This window comes from Spirillospora sp. NPDC000708 (assembly GCF_040299565.1).
GTDB lineage: Bacteria > Actinomycetota > Actinomycetes > Streptosporangiales > Streptosporangiaceae > Spirillospora.
This window is the reverse complement of record NZ_JBEPCJ010000040.1, coordinates 73,440-89,102: the sequence shown is the minus strand read 5'-3', so window position 1 is coordinate 89,102 and position 15,663 is coordinate 73,440. Positions and strand designations below refer to the sequence as shown.

The window sequence follows — 15,663 nt, the reverse complement described above, 5'->3', positions numbered from 1 at the left end:
GCCATCACGGACGGCCGCACGCCGATCAGCGAGCGGGCTGGGAACCCATCCTACAGCCTCAGCCGTCGCGCGAGCGCGTTATCTGACCGGTGGGGACGACGCCGGAGGCGAGCCCCCACCGGGAAGCTCGCGAAACGAGGTCGCGCTCGCCCAAGCCCGGTCAAGGTGCGAGCCGCCAGGCGAGCACCTTGGGCCGGGGTTGCCTTAAACCGCAGCGTGGAGCCAGCGCACCGGAGCGCCGTCGCCGGCGCGGCGGAAGGGCTCCAGCTCGTTGTCCCACGGCGTGCCGAGGAGCCGCTCGAGCTCGTGCTCCAGGTTCGTCTTGCCGACGGCGGCGTTGGCCATGACCGAGCGCAGCCGGTCCTCGGGCACCATGATGTCGCCGTTGGCGCCGATGACGCCGCTGAACACCCCGAGGGTCGGGGTGAAGCTGTAGCGGACGCCGTCGCTGCCGGGCGTCGGATCCTCGGTGGCCTCGAACCGCACCAGCTTCCAGTTGCGCAGGGCCGAGGTGATCCCTGCCGCGGTGCCCGGCCTGCCCTCCCAATGAAGCTCGGCGCGCAGCGTCCCCGGCGCGGCCGCTTGATCAGCCCACTCAAGGGAAACGGGCACGCCGAGAACACCTGCGGCGGCCCACTCGATGTGCGGGCTCAGCGCAGGTGGCGCGGAGTGGACGTAGAAAACGCCACGTGCGGTCACCGGACCTCCTGGATCTGTACCGAGGCTCGTCTTCCCCTACGGCCTCGTACGTCCCAAGACGGCGTCCGCGTCCCTCATTGTGCATCATCGGCCCGGGTCGCACCACCGTGACTTCACCGTTTGCCGAACGCTTGACCACGGGATGCGCGCCGTTCACCGCTCTCGGCCGCCAAGCGTAGGCCCTGACCCCGCCGCCGCGCCGCCGTTTCGGCGCGTTCGGCGGTCACTTTCGGTCGCCTTTCCGGCACGATGAGTGCCGATTCCGTGGGCAGGGAGGGAACGCGATGCTCGACCAGGAGGCGCGACTGGTCCGGTTGCTGGCGCGGCACCGCGACGCGGTGATGGTGGAGCCGGTGCCGGGGCGGCGGGCGCTGGTGCGCCGCGACCAGGTCCTCGTCTCCGGCCGGGACGCGGACGCCGCGCAGGACCTGGTGCGGCGCTGGTGCGACGCGCGGGAGGACGAGGCGGGCGCGACCCGGCTGCGGCTGCGGCCGTCGGCGAAGGTGGACGTGTGCGAACTGTCCGCCCAGTTGTCCGGTGGTGGCCGCCATCGGACGCTGAGCGTGTCGCCGAACCATCTCGTCCACGGCCAGCCGATGTGGTGGAGCGGCCCGGCCGACCGGCCGCGCCCGGCGGCGCCGCTGCCCGCTCCGGTCGCGGCGGGCGCGCGCCGGGACGTGACGGTGGCGATCCTCGACACGGGCCTGTCGCCGCATCCCTGGTACGAGGACACGGCGTGGTTTCGCGAGCAGCGCGACGAGGTGGCGGAGGTGCTCGACGCCGACCTCGACCTCGAACTGGACGCGCAGGCGGGCCACGGCACGTTCATCGCCGGCGTGGTGCTGCGGCACGCGCCGACGGCGGAACTCCGCGCGCTGCGCGTCATCGGCGGGGACGGCGTCGGCGACGAGCTGGACGTCATCCGCGCGCTCGCCCGGCTCACGGCCTGGGGGCGCGCGGACGTGGTGAACATCTCGCTCGGCTGCCACACCTTCGACGACCGCCCGTCGCCGGTGCTGGCGCGGGCGATCATCGCGCTCGGCCGCCGGACGGTCGTCGTGGCGTGCGCGGGGAACACCGCGAGCGAGCGCCCGTTCTGGCCGGCCGCGATGAAGCCCGTCATCGGGGTGGCGGCGCTCGACGGGGACGACCGGGCCTGGTTCTCCAACTACGGCTGGTGGGTCGACGCGTGCGCGCCGGGGGTCGACGTGGCGAGCACCCATGTGTGGTTCGACGGCCCGCGCGCCCCCTCGGGAGGCGTCGACGCGGACCGGTTCGAGGGCTACGCGACGTGGAGCGGGACGTCGTTCGCGGCGCCTGCCGTGGCCGGGCGGATCGCCGGGCTCGCCGCGCGGGAGGGCTTGGACGCGCCGTCCGCGGCGGACCGGGTCCTCGATCCGGCGCGCTGCGTGACCCTCCCCGATCTCGGCGTACTCATCAGTTCTTGAGCACGGTCCGATGGCGAAGCGGTAACCGCGCACGGAGCGTCGCCGCATTTCAACTTAGGGTGATCAACCGATGTCGGCGGATGACGTGGTGGGAGCCCCCTTGGCGACTTTGCAGGACGACGATACGAGCGCGCTGGTGGTGCGGGCTCGGGACGGCGACGATGCGGCGTGGGCGCGGCTCGTCGAGCGGTACAGCGGGCTGCTGTGGTCGATCGCCCGCGCGCACGGGCTGGACGACGCCGACGCGGGCGATGTGGTGCAGACGTCCTGGTTGCGGCTGGTGGAACGGATCGGCGCGCTCGACGACCCGTCCGCGGCGGGATGCTGGCTGGCGACGACGGCGCGCAACGAGTGCAGGGCCCTGGTGCGGCGGCGGGCCCGGGACCTGGCGCCGGTGCCGCTCGGCACCCGTCCGGCGTCCGGCCCGGACGAGGTGGCGGTCGCCCGCGACCGGCTGGGCCGCGTCGGCGCCGCGCTGGAGGCGCTCCCCCGCCGCTGCCGGACGCTGCTGCGGCTGTTCGCGCAGGCGGCCAGCTACGCCGAGCTCGCGGCGGCGCTGGGCGTCCCGGTCGGCAGCGTCGGTCCGACGCGGGCCCGCTGCCTGGCGGCGCTGCGGAGGCTCGTCCCGTGAACGACGAGGAGCTGATGGCGGGGGCGCGGGCCGCGTTCGACGTCCTCGACCCGGTGCCGGAGGGCGTGCTCGCGGCGGCGCGTTCGGCGCTCGCGTGGCGGACGCCGGCGGCGGCGCTGGCGGAGCTGCACCGGGACGGCGCCGTGCGTCCGGCGGCGGGCGTGCGCGGCGGGACGGGCCGGTCGCTGACGTTCAGCTGCCCCCGGTCGGCGGTGGAGATCGAGGTCACCGGCGACGGGCGGCACCGCGAGATCACCGGGCGGCTCGTCCCGCCGGCGAACGCCGAGATCGTCGTCCGGCACGGCGGCCTTCCGGCGGGGCGTCCGGCCGGGCGCACCGGGCCAGCCGGAATGTTCTGCCTTCCGCAGGTGCCGGAAGGGCTGGTCAGCCTGCTGTTCCGGCTGCCGGACGGCTCGTCGGTCGTCACCAGCTGGGTCCGCGTGTGAGCGGCGAGGACGAGCGGGCGCTGCTGTGGCTGGCGGCGATCGACCCGGCGACCGCGCACGCCCGCGCGACGACGCTGCTGGAGCGCGGCGACGACATCCTCGCGCTGCGGATCGCGGGCCTGGCGTGCAAGGAGCTGGGGCGCCTGGAGGAGGGGCTGGCCTTCCTGCACCGGGCGCTCGACCTGGCGACCGGGCGCGAGACGCCCCGCGCGTCGCCCGAGGACGACGGCTGGCCGGTGTTCGCCGACGACGCGTGGACCGGTGACACCCGTCCCGACCCGTACACCGCCGCGAAGGTCCGGATGAACCTCGTGGGTCTCCTGACGGCTCGCGGCGACCTCGCCGGGGCGCTGGCCCACGCGGAGGAGGCGGAGACCGTCCTGCGCGGTGAGGAGGCGGACCGGCTGGCCGCCAACAAGGCCTGCGCCCTGGCCCGCGCGGGACGCGTCGCGGAGGCGCACGACGTCGCGGAGCGCGCGCTCGCGGGGCTGCGGCGGGGGCACGACCGGGCGGCGCTCAACGGGCTGCTGACCAACATCGGGCTCGCGCGGGCGATGCGCGGCGACTTCGGCGGCGCCGAGGAGGCCCTCGCGGAGGCCGTCGCGGTCGGCGAGGCCGCCGGGCTGCGGCACCAGACGGCGATGGCCAAGGGCAACCTGGCGTTCGCGGTGTCGCGGCGCGGGGACGTCCCGCGCGCCCTGCGGCTGTACGCGGAGGCCGAGCCGTTCCTGACCGGGGAGCGCCTGGCGCAGTGCCGCCTGGACCAGGCGGAGACCCTCATCGTCGCGGGCCTGCCGAGGGAGGCGCGGCCCCTCCTCGACGCGGCCCTGGACGCGGCGAAGGCGCACGGCTACAGGTGCGACGTCGCGGACGCCCTCCTGCTCCGCGCGCACGCGGAACTCGCGGACGGCGACCCCGGACGCGCCGCCGGGAGCGCCGCGCGGGCACGGGACGCGTTCGCCGGGCAGGAGCGCCCCGGCTGGATCCCGCTCGCCGAGCACGTGCTGATCAAGGCGCGCTGGGAGGCGGGCGAGCGGTCCGGCGCGCTGCTGGCGGACGCCTCCGCGGCGGCGGGCCTGCTCGGCGACGGCGGATGGGCCGGGCCCGCCGCCGAGACCCGCGTCATCGCGGCGCGGGTCGCGATGGCCCTCGGCAGGCCGTCCGCCCATCTGCTGGCGGAGGTCGACGGTACGGACGGCCCCGCGGCGGTCCGGATCGCCGGATGGCACGCGACCGCGCTGGCATGCTCGGCGCGCGGCGACGTCCCGGGCGCGGTCGGCGCCGTCCGCGCAGGGCTGGAGGCGGCCGCGCGGCACGCGGAGGCGTTCGGCGCGCTGGACCTGCGGGCCCGCGCGGCGGGCCTCGCCGGGGAGCTGGCCGCGCTCGGGCTCGGCCTCGCCGGGTCCGCCACGGAGTTGCTGGGCCTGGAGGAGCGGCGGCGCGCCATCGCCCGCCCGGCGCGGCTGCGGCCGCCCGCCGACCCCGAGCGCGCGGGGGCGCTGGCGGCGCTGCGGGCGCTCAGCGCCGCGCACACCTGCGACGCGGCGGGCGGCGGCGTCCCGTCCGTGCTCGCCGCCGACCTGGCGGCCCTGGAAGCGAAGGTCAGCGCGCACACCCGCCGCCGTTCCGGCGGGCCGCCCGGCCCGGAGGCCCCCGAGCCCGCCGAGATCGCCGCCGCGCTCGGCGACCGCGCCCTCGTCGAACTGGTCGCCGTCGGCGCCGAGCTGCACGCGGTGACCGTCGCCGGCGGCCGGACCCGCAGGCACCGGCTCGGCGACCGCGACGCCGCCGCCCGCGAGACGGGCCTGATCCGCTACGCGCTGGGCCGCCTCGCGAGCGCGGACGACCCCGCCGCGATCACCGCCGCCGCCGAAGCCGCCGAACGGCTCGACCGGCTCCTGCTGGCGCCGGTCCGGGCCGACGTCGGCGACCGCGACCTGGTGATCGCCCCGGCGGGTCCGCTGCACGGCCTGCCCTGGGCGGTGCTGCCGTCGCTGGCGGGACGCCCGTTCACGGTCGTCCCGTCGGCCGCGGCCTGGCTGCGCGCCCGCGCCGACCGTCCGTCCGGCGGCCGCGCCGTCCTGGTCGCGGGACCCGGCCTCGCCCACGCCGGGCGCGAGATCGCCGCGCTCCGCCGCGTCCACGCCGACGCGCACGTCATAGACGGCTTGGAGGCGCGCGCGGAACCCGTCCGCGACGCGCTGGACGGCGCCGCGCTCGCCCACATCGCCGCCCACGGCGAGTTCAGCGAGGGCAATGCGCTGTTCTCGCGGCTGCGGCTGGCCGACGGGCCGCTGACCGTCCACGACCTGGACGCGCTCGCGGCGCCGCCGCGGCTGGTGGTGCTGTCGGCGTGCGACATCGGCCGCTCCGACGAGGGCGACGCCGCTGTCGGGATGGCGGGCGTGCTGCTGGCCCTCGGCGCCGCCACGGTGATCGCCAGCGTCGCGCCCGTCCGGGACGCCACGACACCGGAGTTCATGGCGGCGTTCCACGCCGGGCTGGCGTCGGGGCTGCCGCCGTCCCGCGCGCTCGCCGCCGTGCCGCGCCCGCCCGGCGCGGCAGGCTTCCTCTGTTTCGGCTCAGGATGACGACCGGCCCGTGGCCGGCCGGGACCACCCGGACCGGCCACGGGCCGTCATGTCAGGAATCGCCCGTCGCGACGGGATGGGCAGGGTCGGCGACCCAGTTCGACCAGGATCCGACATAGAGGGCCGCGGGTATCCCCGCGAGGTGGAGCGCCAGGATCTCGTGCGCCGCCGTCACCCCGGAACCGCAGTAGGCGCCGACGTCCAGCGCGTCGGTCGCGCCGAGCTGCGCGAACCGCTCGCGCAGCAGCTCCGGCGGCAGGAACCGGCCGTCCACGCCGACGTTCCCGGACGTCGGAGCGTTCCGAGCGCCCGGGATGTGCCCGGCGACCGGGTCGACGGGCTCGGTCTCACCGCGGTACCGCTCGGCGGCGCGGGCGTCCAGCAGCACCCCCGTCGTCGCCAGCGCGGCGGCCCCCTCCGCGTCCAGCACGGGCAGCCGGCCCGGACGGGCGAAGAAGTCGCCCGGCTTGACGTCCGGCTCCTCGGTGGTGACCGGGTGGCCCGCCTCCGTCCAGGCCCGGTAGCCGCCGTTCAGTACGCGGACCTTGTCGTGGCCGAAGTAGCGCAGCGACCACCAGACGCGCGCCGCCGCCGTGGAGTCGGCGTCGTCGTAGACCACGACGAGCCGGTCCCCCGACACGCCGGCGCGGCGCATCGCGGCCTCGAAGTCACCGGACGGGGGCAGCGGATGGCGCCCGGCCGGCCCCGGCGGCCCGGCCACGTCGCGGTCCAGGTCGACGAACACGGCTCCGGGGAGGTGGCCCTTGCGGTAGGAGTCGATTCCCGGCGGCCCCGCCAGATGCCAACGCACGTCCAGCAGGACCAAGGGGGTCTGCTGCCGGAGCAGCCGGTCCAGCGCGGGCACTTCGATGAGAGGGTGCACATCGCCAGTTTGACCTTCGTCGCCCTGATTGAGGAGGGGCTCGGCGGGGTTCGTCACGACCGGCAGCCTACGCACCACCGGCCCCGGGACACGCCGTACGCACGGATTCCACGACGGCCCAGGTCAGCGCCTGGGACGGCAGCGGGTCGGAAGCGGCGGCGCGGTCAGGGGCGGGTCGCCGTCAGCAGCGGGACGATCTGCTCGGCCGCCACGAGCGAGCCGTGCATGCCGACCATCCGGGTCAGCCAGGGCTCCCGCTCGGACGCCACGATCGCCAGGTCCGCGTGCGGCACCGCGATCACGTCGCCGATCCGCTCGGCCATCCCCGGGGCGAGCGGGCCGAACCAGCCGTCCGCCACCGCCTTCTCGCGCGGCACGACCCACGCCCGGTCGCCGACCAGCGCCGTCCACGCGGCGAAGACGTCGTCATGGGCGCCCGGCTCGCTGTAGACGTACCGGCAGCGCGCGTCGCCGCCGAGCAGCGCCACGCCCTCGCCCAGCTCCGGGACGGTGTCGGCGTCGATCCGTTCCACCGGGTCCACCATGCCGTGGTCGGCGGTCACGTACAGCGCCGACCCCGGCGGCAGGACGGCGGCGAGCTCCTGCACGAGGACGTCCACGAACCGCAGCTGGTGCCGCCACTCGGCGGACCCCACCCCGAACCTGTGCCCCGTCGAGTCGAGATCCGGGTGGTAGACGGTCACGAGCGACCGGTCGCCGCGCCGCAGCGCCCGCTCGGCCCGCCCGACGAGCTGGCCCAGGCTGTCCGCCGCGACGTAGTCGGCGCCGCGGGTCGTGGCCCGGCTGAGCGGCGAGTCCCGGTACAGGCCGAGGGACACGTAGGAGGCCGCGACGCCCGCCGCCGCGGCCCGCTGGTAGATCGTCGGCGCGGGCTGGAAGCGCTCCGGGTCGACCGAGTCGTCCCGCCAGCGCAGGCAGTTCAGCAGCCGCCCCGTGCCCGGGATCGCGACCTGCACGCCCAGCAGGCCGTGCCCGCCGGGCGGCAGGCCGGTGCCGAGCGACCCGAGGCTGGTGACGGTCGTGGCGGGGAACCCCGCGCTGATCGGCCCGCCGCCCATCGCGGTCAGGTACGGCGCCTCGTCCGGATGGGCGCGGAGCTGCTCCCAGCCGAGCCCGTCGATCACCAGCACGCAGGCGCGCGGCAGCGCGGGCAGGCCGAGCGCGTTCACCGCGTCCGGGACGCCCAGCGCGGCCAGCACCGACACCGGGACGTCGGCGAGCGCGCCCGTCCCGTAGCCGGGCACGGGCGGCGGCGGGGCTCCGCTCACCGGCCGCTCACCGCGCGGTCGCCGCGGACAGCTCCTCGGCGAAGGCCAGCACCTGCGCGACGGCGTCGGCGCCGTCGGCGGCCTCGCTCACGCGCAGCGACAGGTCGTCGGCGGTGACGCTGCCGGTGTAGCCGTGGTCGGCCTCGCAGTTCTCGTCGCCGCAGGTCGCGGGCTCCAGGTCGATGTGCGCGATGGCGCCCCACCCGATCGTCAGCACCACCTCGGTCGGCGGCACCCCCGGCACGTACGAGGCCGGGTCCGGGACGACCCGCGTCACCGCGACCGACTGGACGCGCTCCAGCTTCACCGCCTCCGTGGTCGTGGACGCGTGCGGGCGCTCCATGCCCTCGCCGGGCGGGTGCTCGTCGGTGTGGCACACCAGCAGCCGGCTCGCCGACAGCACGAGCACCGTCACGTGCCGCCGGACCTCCATCGCGGGGTCGAACGTCGCCTCGTGGTGCACGACGTACGCGACGACGCGCTCGTCCCCTATGGCCGACTCGACCGCGTCCGCGACCAGGGCCGGGTAGTAGCCGCTGCGCTCGATCGCCGTGCGCAAACCATGAGCGGTCGCTCGGGTTTCCCTCATGCCCCTATCCTGCCCTGTCCGGGGCCGGACGCGCACATGCCCGGCCAGGCGGGAGATCACCGGCGCGGCTCCGTGATCACGAGCCAGGGCGGCCCCGGCCGCACGAGCCCGCGTGCCCCCTGGCGGCGGCCCCGGGCAAGGCCGGAGCGCGGGCCGCACGGGTACCCGACGGGCACGCGGGTACGGGGGTCGTATGGACGAGAAAGAGCCGCTGCCGACCCCGCAGCCGGTGCCCCCGCCGACACCGGATCCCGCCCCCGCGCCGGAACCGCTGGTCCCGCCGACCGAGCCGCCGCCCGGCCCGATGCCGGGCCCCGGCCCCCAGCCGCCGAGGCCCGTGCCGCCCGGGCCCGCGCCCGACCCCGTCCCGCCCGGTCCGCCACCGGAGCCGACCCCGCCGGGACCCGCACCGCAGCCCACGCCGCCCGCGCCGGACCCCGACCCGGTCCCGCCCGGCCCCGAGCCCGACCCGATCCCGCCGACCCCGGCGCCCAGCCCGCCGCCGCCTCCCGGACGGCCCTAGAACCGCCGACTCTGGAACCGCCGGGCCCTAGAACTGCCGTAGGCGCCGAGGGGCCAGCTCCGTGCGCGGACCCAGCGGGCGTGCCAGGCTGAGAGCGACGCCGCGCACCGCGACGCCGGACACGTCCGCCATGACCGGATTCAGTTCGAGCCGCGCCACCTCCGGCAGGTCGTACCCGAGCCGGGACACCCGCAGCAGCAGCTCCTCCAGGGCCGCGACGTCCACCGGCTCCGCACCGCGATGGCCGAGCAGCAGCGGCGCCGTCCGGATCGCCCGGATCAGCTCCGCGGCCTCCACGTCGGTGAGGGGTGCCAGGCGGTAGGCGCGGTCGTCGAGGAGGGCGGCGGTCTCGTCGGCGAGGCCGAAGGAGACGACGGCGCCGAACGACGGGTCTTCCATGGTCACGACCCGCGTCGGCACTCCCCCGCCCGCCGCGTCCCCGGAGACCTCGATGCCGTAGCAGCCGAGGAGCTCTGCGGCCTGCTCCGGCGTGGCCCGCACCGGATCGCCCGCCCCCAGCCAGTCCTCGACCAGCGCCCGCGCGCGCCTGCGGTCGATGCCGTCCAGCTCCGGCACGCGGCCCGCCGGCGTCCGCCGCCACTGCGCGTACCGGACCACGTAGGCCAGCGCGCGGACGGCGTCCTCCGGCGCGGCGTAGGACGGCACCGAGCCCTCCGCCGCCGTCCCGTCCGGACCGGTGATCCGCAGGTCGGCCGGCATGCCCTCCGACCCCAGGTACGTCGCCACGATCGGCTTGCGGCCCTCCGCCGCCAGCCGCAGGATCTTCTCCGGGACGCGCAGGTCGTACCCGCCGATCGTGGGCGGGGTGAACAGCGCCACGATCGCGTCCACGGAATCGTCGGCCAGCGCGCCCGCCAGCGCCGCCTCGTAGTCGTCGGCGTCCGCGCGCGGCCCCAGGTCGACGCGCGGGCGTACCTCCAGGCCCAGCGCCGCCGCCGCGTCCTGCGCCAGCAGCCCCAGCGAGTCGGAGTTGTCGATGATCGCGATCCGGTCGCCCGACGGCAGCGGCTGGTAGGCCAGCAGCTGCGCCACGTCGAACAGCTCCGCCAGGTCCTCCACCCGGATCAGGCCGGCCTGCTGGAACAGCGCGCTCACTGCGTGGTCCGGCAGGGTCAGCGCGCGCGCCGCGTGCCCGATCGGGACGCCCTGCGTGCTGCGACCGCTCTTCACCGCCACGATCGGCTTGCGGCGGCCCAGCCGCCGCGCCAGCCGCGCGAACTTGCGCGGATTCCCCAGCGACTCCAGATAGAGCAGCACCGCCTTGGTCGCCGGGTCCTCCTCCCAGTACTGCATCAGGTCGTTGCCGGACACGTCCGCCCGGTTCCCCGCCGACACGAACGTCGACAGCCCGAGGCCGCGCTCCGCCGTCCGCTGCAGGATCGCGATGCCGAGGGCGCCCGACTGGGAGAAGAAGCCCACCGGGCCCCGGCCCGGCATCGTCGGCGCCAGCGTCGCGTTCAGCCGCACGTCCGGGTCCGTGTTGGCGATGCCCAGGCAGTTCGGGCCGACCACCCGCATCCCGTAGGCGCGGGCCAGCCGCACCAGCTCCTCCTGGTCCGCCCGCCCCTCCGGGCCCGTTTCGCCGAACCCCGACGACACGACGACCAGGCCCCGCACCCCCTTCCCCGCGCACTGCTCCACGACCTCGCGGACCGCGTCCGCCCGCACCGCGACCACCGCGAGATCCACGTCGTCGGGGATGTCCAGGACGGACGCGTAGGCTCGCACCCCCGCCACCGCCGTCGCTGTCGGATGCACCGGATACACCGGGCCCGTGAAGTCCCCGCTCAGCAGGTTCCGCAGGACGGTCTGCCCCACGCTGTGCTCCGCGCGGCTCGCCCCGACCACCGCGACCGACGACGGGAACAGCAGCCGCTGGATCGACCGCGACTCCGCCCGGTGCTCGCGCGCCGCCATCACCTCCACCGACGTCTCCGTCGGCTCCAGGTCCAGGACGAGCTCGATCACGCCCTCCTCGAACCGCTGCTCCGCCCGGTAGCCCGCCTCGCGGAACACCCGCGTCATCCTCCGGTTGTCCGGCAGCACGCTCGCCACGAACCGGCGCACGCCCCGCTCCCGCGCCGCCGCCGCGATGTGCTCCAGCAGAACCGCGCCCAGCCCCCGCCCCTGGTGGGCGTCCTCCACCAGGAACGCGACCTCCGCCGTCTCCGGCCGGTCGCTCAGCATGTCGTACCGGACGACCGCGACCATCTCCTCGCCGATCGTGGCGATCAGCGCGACACGCCGGTCGTAGTCCACTCCCGTGAAGTGCTCGACCTCACGGTCCGTGAGGTAGGGGCGCGGCGAGAAGAACCGGTAGTAGATCGTCTCCGGCGACAGCCGCGCGTAGAAGACCCGCAGGAGATCGGCGTCCTCGCTCCGGATGGGCCGCAGATGCGCCGTCCCGCCGTCGCTCAGGACGACGTCGGCCTCCCACTGGTCCGGATAACCCTCGGTCACGTACCGAGCGTAAGGCACGCGGCGCCGGCGGCACGCTGAGGGAAAAACCAGGTTCCCGGGTTTCGCTGCGCGTTCGAGACCTAATCGGGGGCCAAGAGCTGTTACCGTCGTTCCACGCCCTGAAGCCGCTCGCGCGGGCCGTGTTGATCGAGGTGATGACTCCATGACGCGCGTGGTCGTGGTCGGCGATCTCATGACAGACACCGTGGCTCGTGCCGCGTTCCCTTTGGCGAAGGGCAGTGACACGCCCGCCGCCGTGACGACCCATGGGGGAGGATCGGGCGCCAACGTCGCGTCCTGGCTCGCCCTGGAGGGGATCGAGGTCGCCTTCGTCGGCCGCCGAGGCTCCGACATCGCGGGCCGCAACCGGGACATGGAGCTGATGGGGTACGGCGTCGACGCCCGCCTCGTCATGGACCAGGAGCGCCCCACGGGCACCTGCGTGGTCATGGTCACCCACAAGGGCGACCGCACCATGCTGTCCGACCCGGGCGCCAACGCGGCCCTCCTCCCCGAGGACATCGAGCGCTGCAAGGACCTGTTCTCGCAGGGCACCCACCTGCACATGTCCGGGTACTCGCTGATCAACGAGGGCTCGCGCAAGGCCGCCATCCACACCCTCGAACTCGCCCGCCAGGCGCAGATGTCGGTGTCGGTCGACGGCGGCTCGTCCTCCCCGCTCAAGCGGATGGGCGCCGAGCCGTTCCTGGAGTGGACGCAGGGCGCCCGCCTCCTGGTGGTCACCGCCAAGGAGGCCGAGATCCTCACCGGCCGCGAGAACCCGGCCGCCGCCGCCAAGGTGCTCACCGCCTGGTACCCGCAGGTCGTCATCAAGGTCGGCGCCGACGGGGCCCTCTGGTACACCAACGGCCGCCCCGAGCCCGTCACCGTCGCCGCCGAACCGGTCGAGAAGGTCGTCGACGGCACCGGCGCCGGCGACGCGTTCATCGCCGGGTTCCTGCCGCCCTGGCTGGACGGCAAGCAGCCCGCCGACGCCCTCACCGCCGGCTGCCGCCTCGCCGCCCAGGCCACCCAGCACCTCGGCGCCCGCCCCTCCCTCGACGTGGTCGACAACCAGATCAAGTAAGAGTGTTCGCCCAGGGGGACGACCCCCTGGAACCCCCGTCACGGCTGGCAGGCCGTTTCCCCGCTCCGCTGGAGCTCCGCGGCGAAACAGCCTGTCAGCCGTCGGGCAGGCCCGCTGCGCTCGCCGGCGCTCGCTCCGCGTGCCCGCCCGCGACCCCGGCCGGGCTCCGCTCTTCCATACCACCGCTCAACCGACTCCCCGCACTTTCGCTCGACCAGCTCCCGTGACCCCGCCCAGCCGACTCCGCGGGCCGGTGCTCAGCAACTCCCCCGATCCCGCCCGCCCGGCTGCCAAGCGGGTCAGGCCAAGGGGGTGTAGGTGCGGACGTCCTCGTGGACGGCGGCCCAGAGGCGGTTCAGCGGGTGGCCGGCGTCGTAGCGCTCCAGGTCGGCCCGGCGGACGAAGGCGCCGGTCATCAGCTCCGCCTTCGGCTCCAGGTCGTCGTGCAGCCCGATGGCGCGCAGCGGGGCGGCGTCCGGGTCGTCGCGACCCGCCATCCCGCGCCCGATCGAGCCGGTGACGATCATGCAGCCGCGGACGAAGCCGGAGCGCAGCAGCGACAGCCCGTAGTGCACGTCGTCGATGTCCGCGACGACGTTCAGCCGGTCCCGGAACGCGGGGCCGTACCAGGTGGCCAGCAGGTCGGCGACCAGGCCGGCGGGCGGCAGCACCAGCGGCACGCCGCCGAGCCGGCTGGTGCGGACCGGTCCGTCGGGCAACTCGCTCTCCGGCAGGTTGGTGAGCAGCAGCGCCTGCCCGCGCGCGTACTCGATGACCTCGTACTCCTTCAGCCGCTGGTCGCCCTCCGGCGTGCTGACGATGCTGCCGCACACCAGGTCGACCTGCTTGGTCTCCAACCGGGACCACAGGTCCTTGGTGCGGACGTGCGCGACCTTGAACTCGACCTCGCGTTGGCGGAACTCCTCCGACACCCGCGCCCAGGCGCGCGACACGATCGGCAGCGTGAACTCGGTGGTGCCGACCGTGAGCATCCGGCCGAGGCGGCGCCGGCTCCAGTGGATCGACTCCAGCCAGTTCTCGATCGTCGTCCGCGCCAGCTCCACCGTCGTCTCGCCGGTCGGGGTGAACAGGAAGTCCTTCCCGCGCCCCTGCCGGACGGTCAGCACCTCCCCGCACAGCGCCTGGCTGTTGCGGTTCAGCGTGTCGAGCTGCTTCTGGACGCTGGACTGCTCCCGCCCGAGCGCCCGGGCGGCGCGCAGCGCGGACCCCGTCTCGTGGACCACCAACAGCGTGCGGAGCTGGTCGAACGTGGCGTCCAGCAGGCCGGGCGGGCAATCGAGGAGCGCGTCGAGGGTCAATGACACGGGGAGGGACATTACTACCTGCCTCCTTCGTCCCGCCGAAATGGCCGTCCGTTCACCTGAGCGGGAAATGATGACATTTCCCGCTGAACTTATCTCAAGATGTTCTCTCAAACAGCTGGACAGGGTTTTCTAACCTCTAGAACACTTTCTCCCGTCGCCACCTATACCCGAGGAAGCAGATCCGTGACCCCGACCGCCCCCGCGCCCTCCGTCCCGTCGACCGACGGCGGACCGCCGGAGAAGATCGCCGTCCCGGTACTGCCCTCGTCCGTTCCGCAGCAGCCGGGCGACCGGCTCGTCTACTCGGGCGTGCGGAACGAGCCGGCCGGACGGCACAGCCCCCGGCCTCGGCTCTCGGGCGGCGGCCCCGGAGGCCTCGGGGTCCGCCCCTAGAGGCCGCATCGACCCCGGTTCGCCGCGGCTCTTCTCCGCCGCGGCGCCCGGACCGGTCGCCGGTCCGTGCGCGGGGCCGCGCGCACGGGCCGGTCCACCATCTCCGCCCGCGCCTACAGGGGCGCGCGGGCGGCGTCCTCAAGGTCACGGCCGGGCCGCTCCCCGCCCCACCGCGGGCCCGGCCGACCAAGAGAACGCCCACCCGGCTCACCACCCGAAACACTTACTCGTTGAGTAGGCCCCGCCCTCCTGGCTCAGAAGTCCTTCGCAAGCCAGACCCCGGCAGGCGAGCACAGCCAAGAAGCCCTCCCGCAGCTTCCTCCCCGGCGCCCGGAGTGGCACCCGTCGAGCACGCCTATCAAGGGTCCTGTCGATAGCGAGCGCCCGTGCCGCGCCTCCACGCCGCCCGTCAAGGGTCCGCAGCGCGCGTCGAGGCCAGGCGTCAACGGCGAGGCGCCCGTGACGCCACCCACCCCATGCGCCCGTGCCAGGCACCCGAGGCAGTTGCCCGGGGCAGGCGCCCGTGCCGCACGCCGTGACGGGCGTCCGTGACGGGCGCATAGGAAGGCGTCTATGGCGGACGTCCGGAGCAGTCACCCGCGCCGCGCGCACGTAGTGCACGTCCAAGCAGGCGCCCGTGCCACACGCCGTGCCGGGTGTCCGGGGCAGGCGTCCGAGGCGCGCGCCTGCCGTGGCGCACGTCTGCCGTGCCGCACGCCTGCCGTGCCGCGCGCCGTGCCGCGCGCTGGGCAGGCGTCAGTGGCGGCACCCGTGCCTCGTCCGTGGCGGGCGGCCGGGCGGCCGCCTGTGCCGCGCGTACGTAGCGGACGTCCGTGGCAGCGCCCGAGCCAGGCGTCTATGGCAGCGTCCGTGCTGCCGCACGTAGCGCACGTCCAGCCAGGCGCCCGTGCCACCCACCCCGCCATCGACGCCGCCGCCACGTACCACTTGACATTGACCGCGCCGTCGCCGACCACCAGCACGCCGCGCCGCGTCGGCGGGACGTACAGCACCGACCCGGGCGTCGCCGCCCGCACCTTCGTCCACGCCCCGGTCGCGTCGCCGTCCAGCGGCTCGCACCACGACTCGTCCCCGTCCGGGATCGCCGCGCCGCGCCGTGCGCCATGCCGCGCCGTGCCGTGCGCCGCGCCGTACGCCGTGCCGCGCCATACGCCGTGCCGCGCCGTGCCGTGCATCCAAGGCAGGCGCCTGTGCCGCGCGTCCGTGGCCGTGCCCGTGCCGTGCCCGTGGTGGGGCTTCTGTGGTGAGCGTCCACGT

General features: G+C 75.4%; 13 protein-coding genes. 7 read left to right on the top strand and 6 right to left on the bottom strand.

The window, feature by feature from the left end:
• Positions 1-204: 204 nt before the first annotated feature.
• Entirely contained in the window at positions 205-699 is a 495-nt protein-coding gene (locus tag ABT299_RS26840) for a DUF3145 family protein (protein ID WP_190862793.1), read from the bottom strand.
• Between the two features lie 284 nt (positions 700-983).
• Between ABT299_RS26840 and ABT299_RS26835 the strand changes: the two genes are divergently transcribed.
• The 4 genes from ABT299_RS26835 (at position 984) to ABT299_RS26820 (ending at position 5,815) form a co-directional block, all read left to right on the top strand.
• Positions 984-2,147: a S8 family peptidase gene (locus ABT299_RS26835; RefSeq protein WP_500252397.1), complete on the top strand. Its 1,164-nt coding sequence runs from the start codon at positions 984-986 to the stop codon at positions 2,145-2,147.
• 100 nt (positions 2,148-2,247) lie between these two features.
• Positions 2,248-2,778, top strand: coding sequence for an RNA polymerase sigma factor (locus ABT299_RS26830; protein ID WP_500252396.1), 531 nt, complete (start codon positions 2,248-2,250; stop codon positions 2,776-2,778).
• Positions 2,775-3,224, top strand: a complete 450-nt coding sequence (locus ABT299_RS26825) for a hypothetical protein (RefSeq protein WP_500252395.1) — start codon at positions 2,775-2,777, stop codon at positions 3,222-3,224. Before ABT299_RS26830 ends, ABT299_RS26825 begins: the two co-directional genes overlap by 4 nt.
• On the top strand, positions 3,221-5,815 hold the full coding sequence (locus ABT299_RS26820) for a CHAT domain-containing protein (protein ID WP_500252394.1): 2,595 nt from the start codon (positions 3,221-3,223) through the stop codon (positions 5,813-5,815). The genes ABT299_RS26825 and ABT299_RS26820 overlap by 4 nt, the downstream gene beginning before the upstream one ends.
• Before the next feature lie 52 nt (positions 5,816-5,867).
• Here the strand turns inward: ABT299_RS26820 and ABT299_RS26815 are convergent, their stop codons facing one another.
• From ABT299_RS26815 to ABT299_RS26805, 3 genes are all read right to left on the bottom strand, one after another.
• Entirely contained in the window at positions 5,868-6,698 is an 831-nt protein-coding gene (locus ABT299_RS26815) for a sulfurtransferase (protein ID WP_500252393.1), read from the bottom strand.
• 164 nt (positions 6,699-6,862) lie between these two features.
• Positions 6,863-7,987: an alkaline phosphatase family protein gene (locus tag ABT299_RS26810; protein ID WP_387029775.1), complete on the bottom strand. Its 1,125-nt coding sequence runs from the start codon at positions 7,985-7,987 to the stop codon at positions 6,863-6,865.
• 7 nt (positions 7,988-7,994) lie between these two features.
• The gene (locus ABT299_RS26805) at positions 7,995-8,576 is read right to left on the bottom strand and encodes a DUF5998 family protein (RefSeq protein WP_151544098.1); all 582 of its coding nucleotides are present in this window, start codon (positions 8,574-8,576) and stop codon (positions 7,995-7,997) included.
• Between the two features lie 193 nt (positions 8,577-8,769).
• Here ABT299_RS26805 and ABT299_RS26800 point away from each other — a divergent pair, with 193 nt between their 5' ends.
• Positions 8,770-9,099, top strand: coding sequence for a hypothetical protein (locus tag ABT299_RS26800; protein ID WP_433150528.1), 330 nt, complete (start codon positions 8,770-8,772; stop codon positions 9,097-9,099).
• A 27-nt stretch (positions 9,100-9,126) separates the two neighbouring features.
• On the opposite strand, the gene ABT299_RS26795 is transcribed toward ABT299_RS26800, so the two are convergent.
• Positions 9,127-11,580 carry a bifunctional acetate--CoA ligase family protein/GNAT family N-acetyltransferase gene (locus ABT299_RS26795; RefSeq protein WP_387029768.1) on the bottom strand — a complete coding sequence of 818 codons (2,454 nt, stop codon included), beginning with the start codon at positions 11,578-11,580 and terminating at the stop codon, positions 9,127-9,129.
• A gap of 163 nt (positions 11,581-11,743) precedes the next feature.
• Here ABT299_RS26795 and ABT299_RS26790 point away from each other — a divergent pair, with 163 nt between their 5' ends.
• Complete coding sequence (locus ABT299_RS26790; protein WP_190857913.1) at positions 11,744-12,667, top strand: carbohydrate kinase family protein; 924 nt, start codon at positions 11,744-11,746, stop codon at positions 12,665-12,667.
• A 299-nt stretch (positions 12,668-12,966) separates the two neighbouring features.
• Here the strand turns inward: ABT299_RS26790 and ABT299_RS26785 are convergent, their stop codons facing one another.
• Complete coding sequence (locus ABT299_RS26785; protein ID WP_190857914.1) at positions 12,967-14,004, bottom strand: LysR family transcriptional regulator; 1,038 nt, start codon at positions 14,002-14,004, stop codon at positions 12,967-12,969.
• A gap of 171 nt (positions 14,005-14,175) precedes the next feature.
• Here ABT299_RS26785 and ABT299_RS26780 point away from each other — a divergent pair, with 171 nt between their 5' ends.
• Entirely contained in the window at positions 14,176-14,385 is a 210-nt protein-coding gene (locus ABT299_RS26780) for a hypothetical protein (protein ID WP_190857916.1), read from the top strand.
• The last annotated feature ends 1,278 nt before the right edge of the window (positions 14,386-15,663 follow it).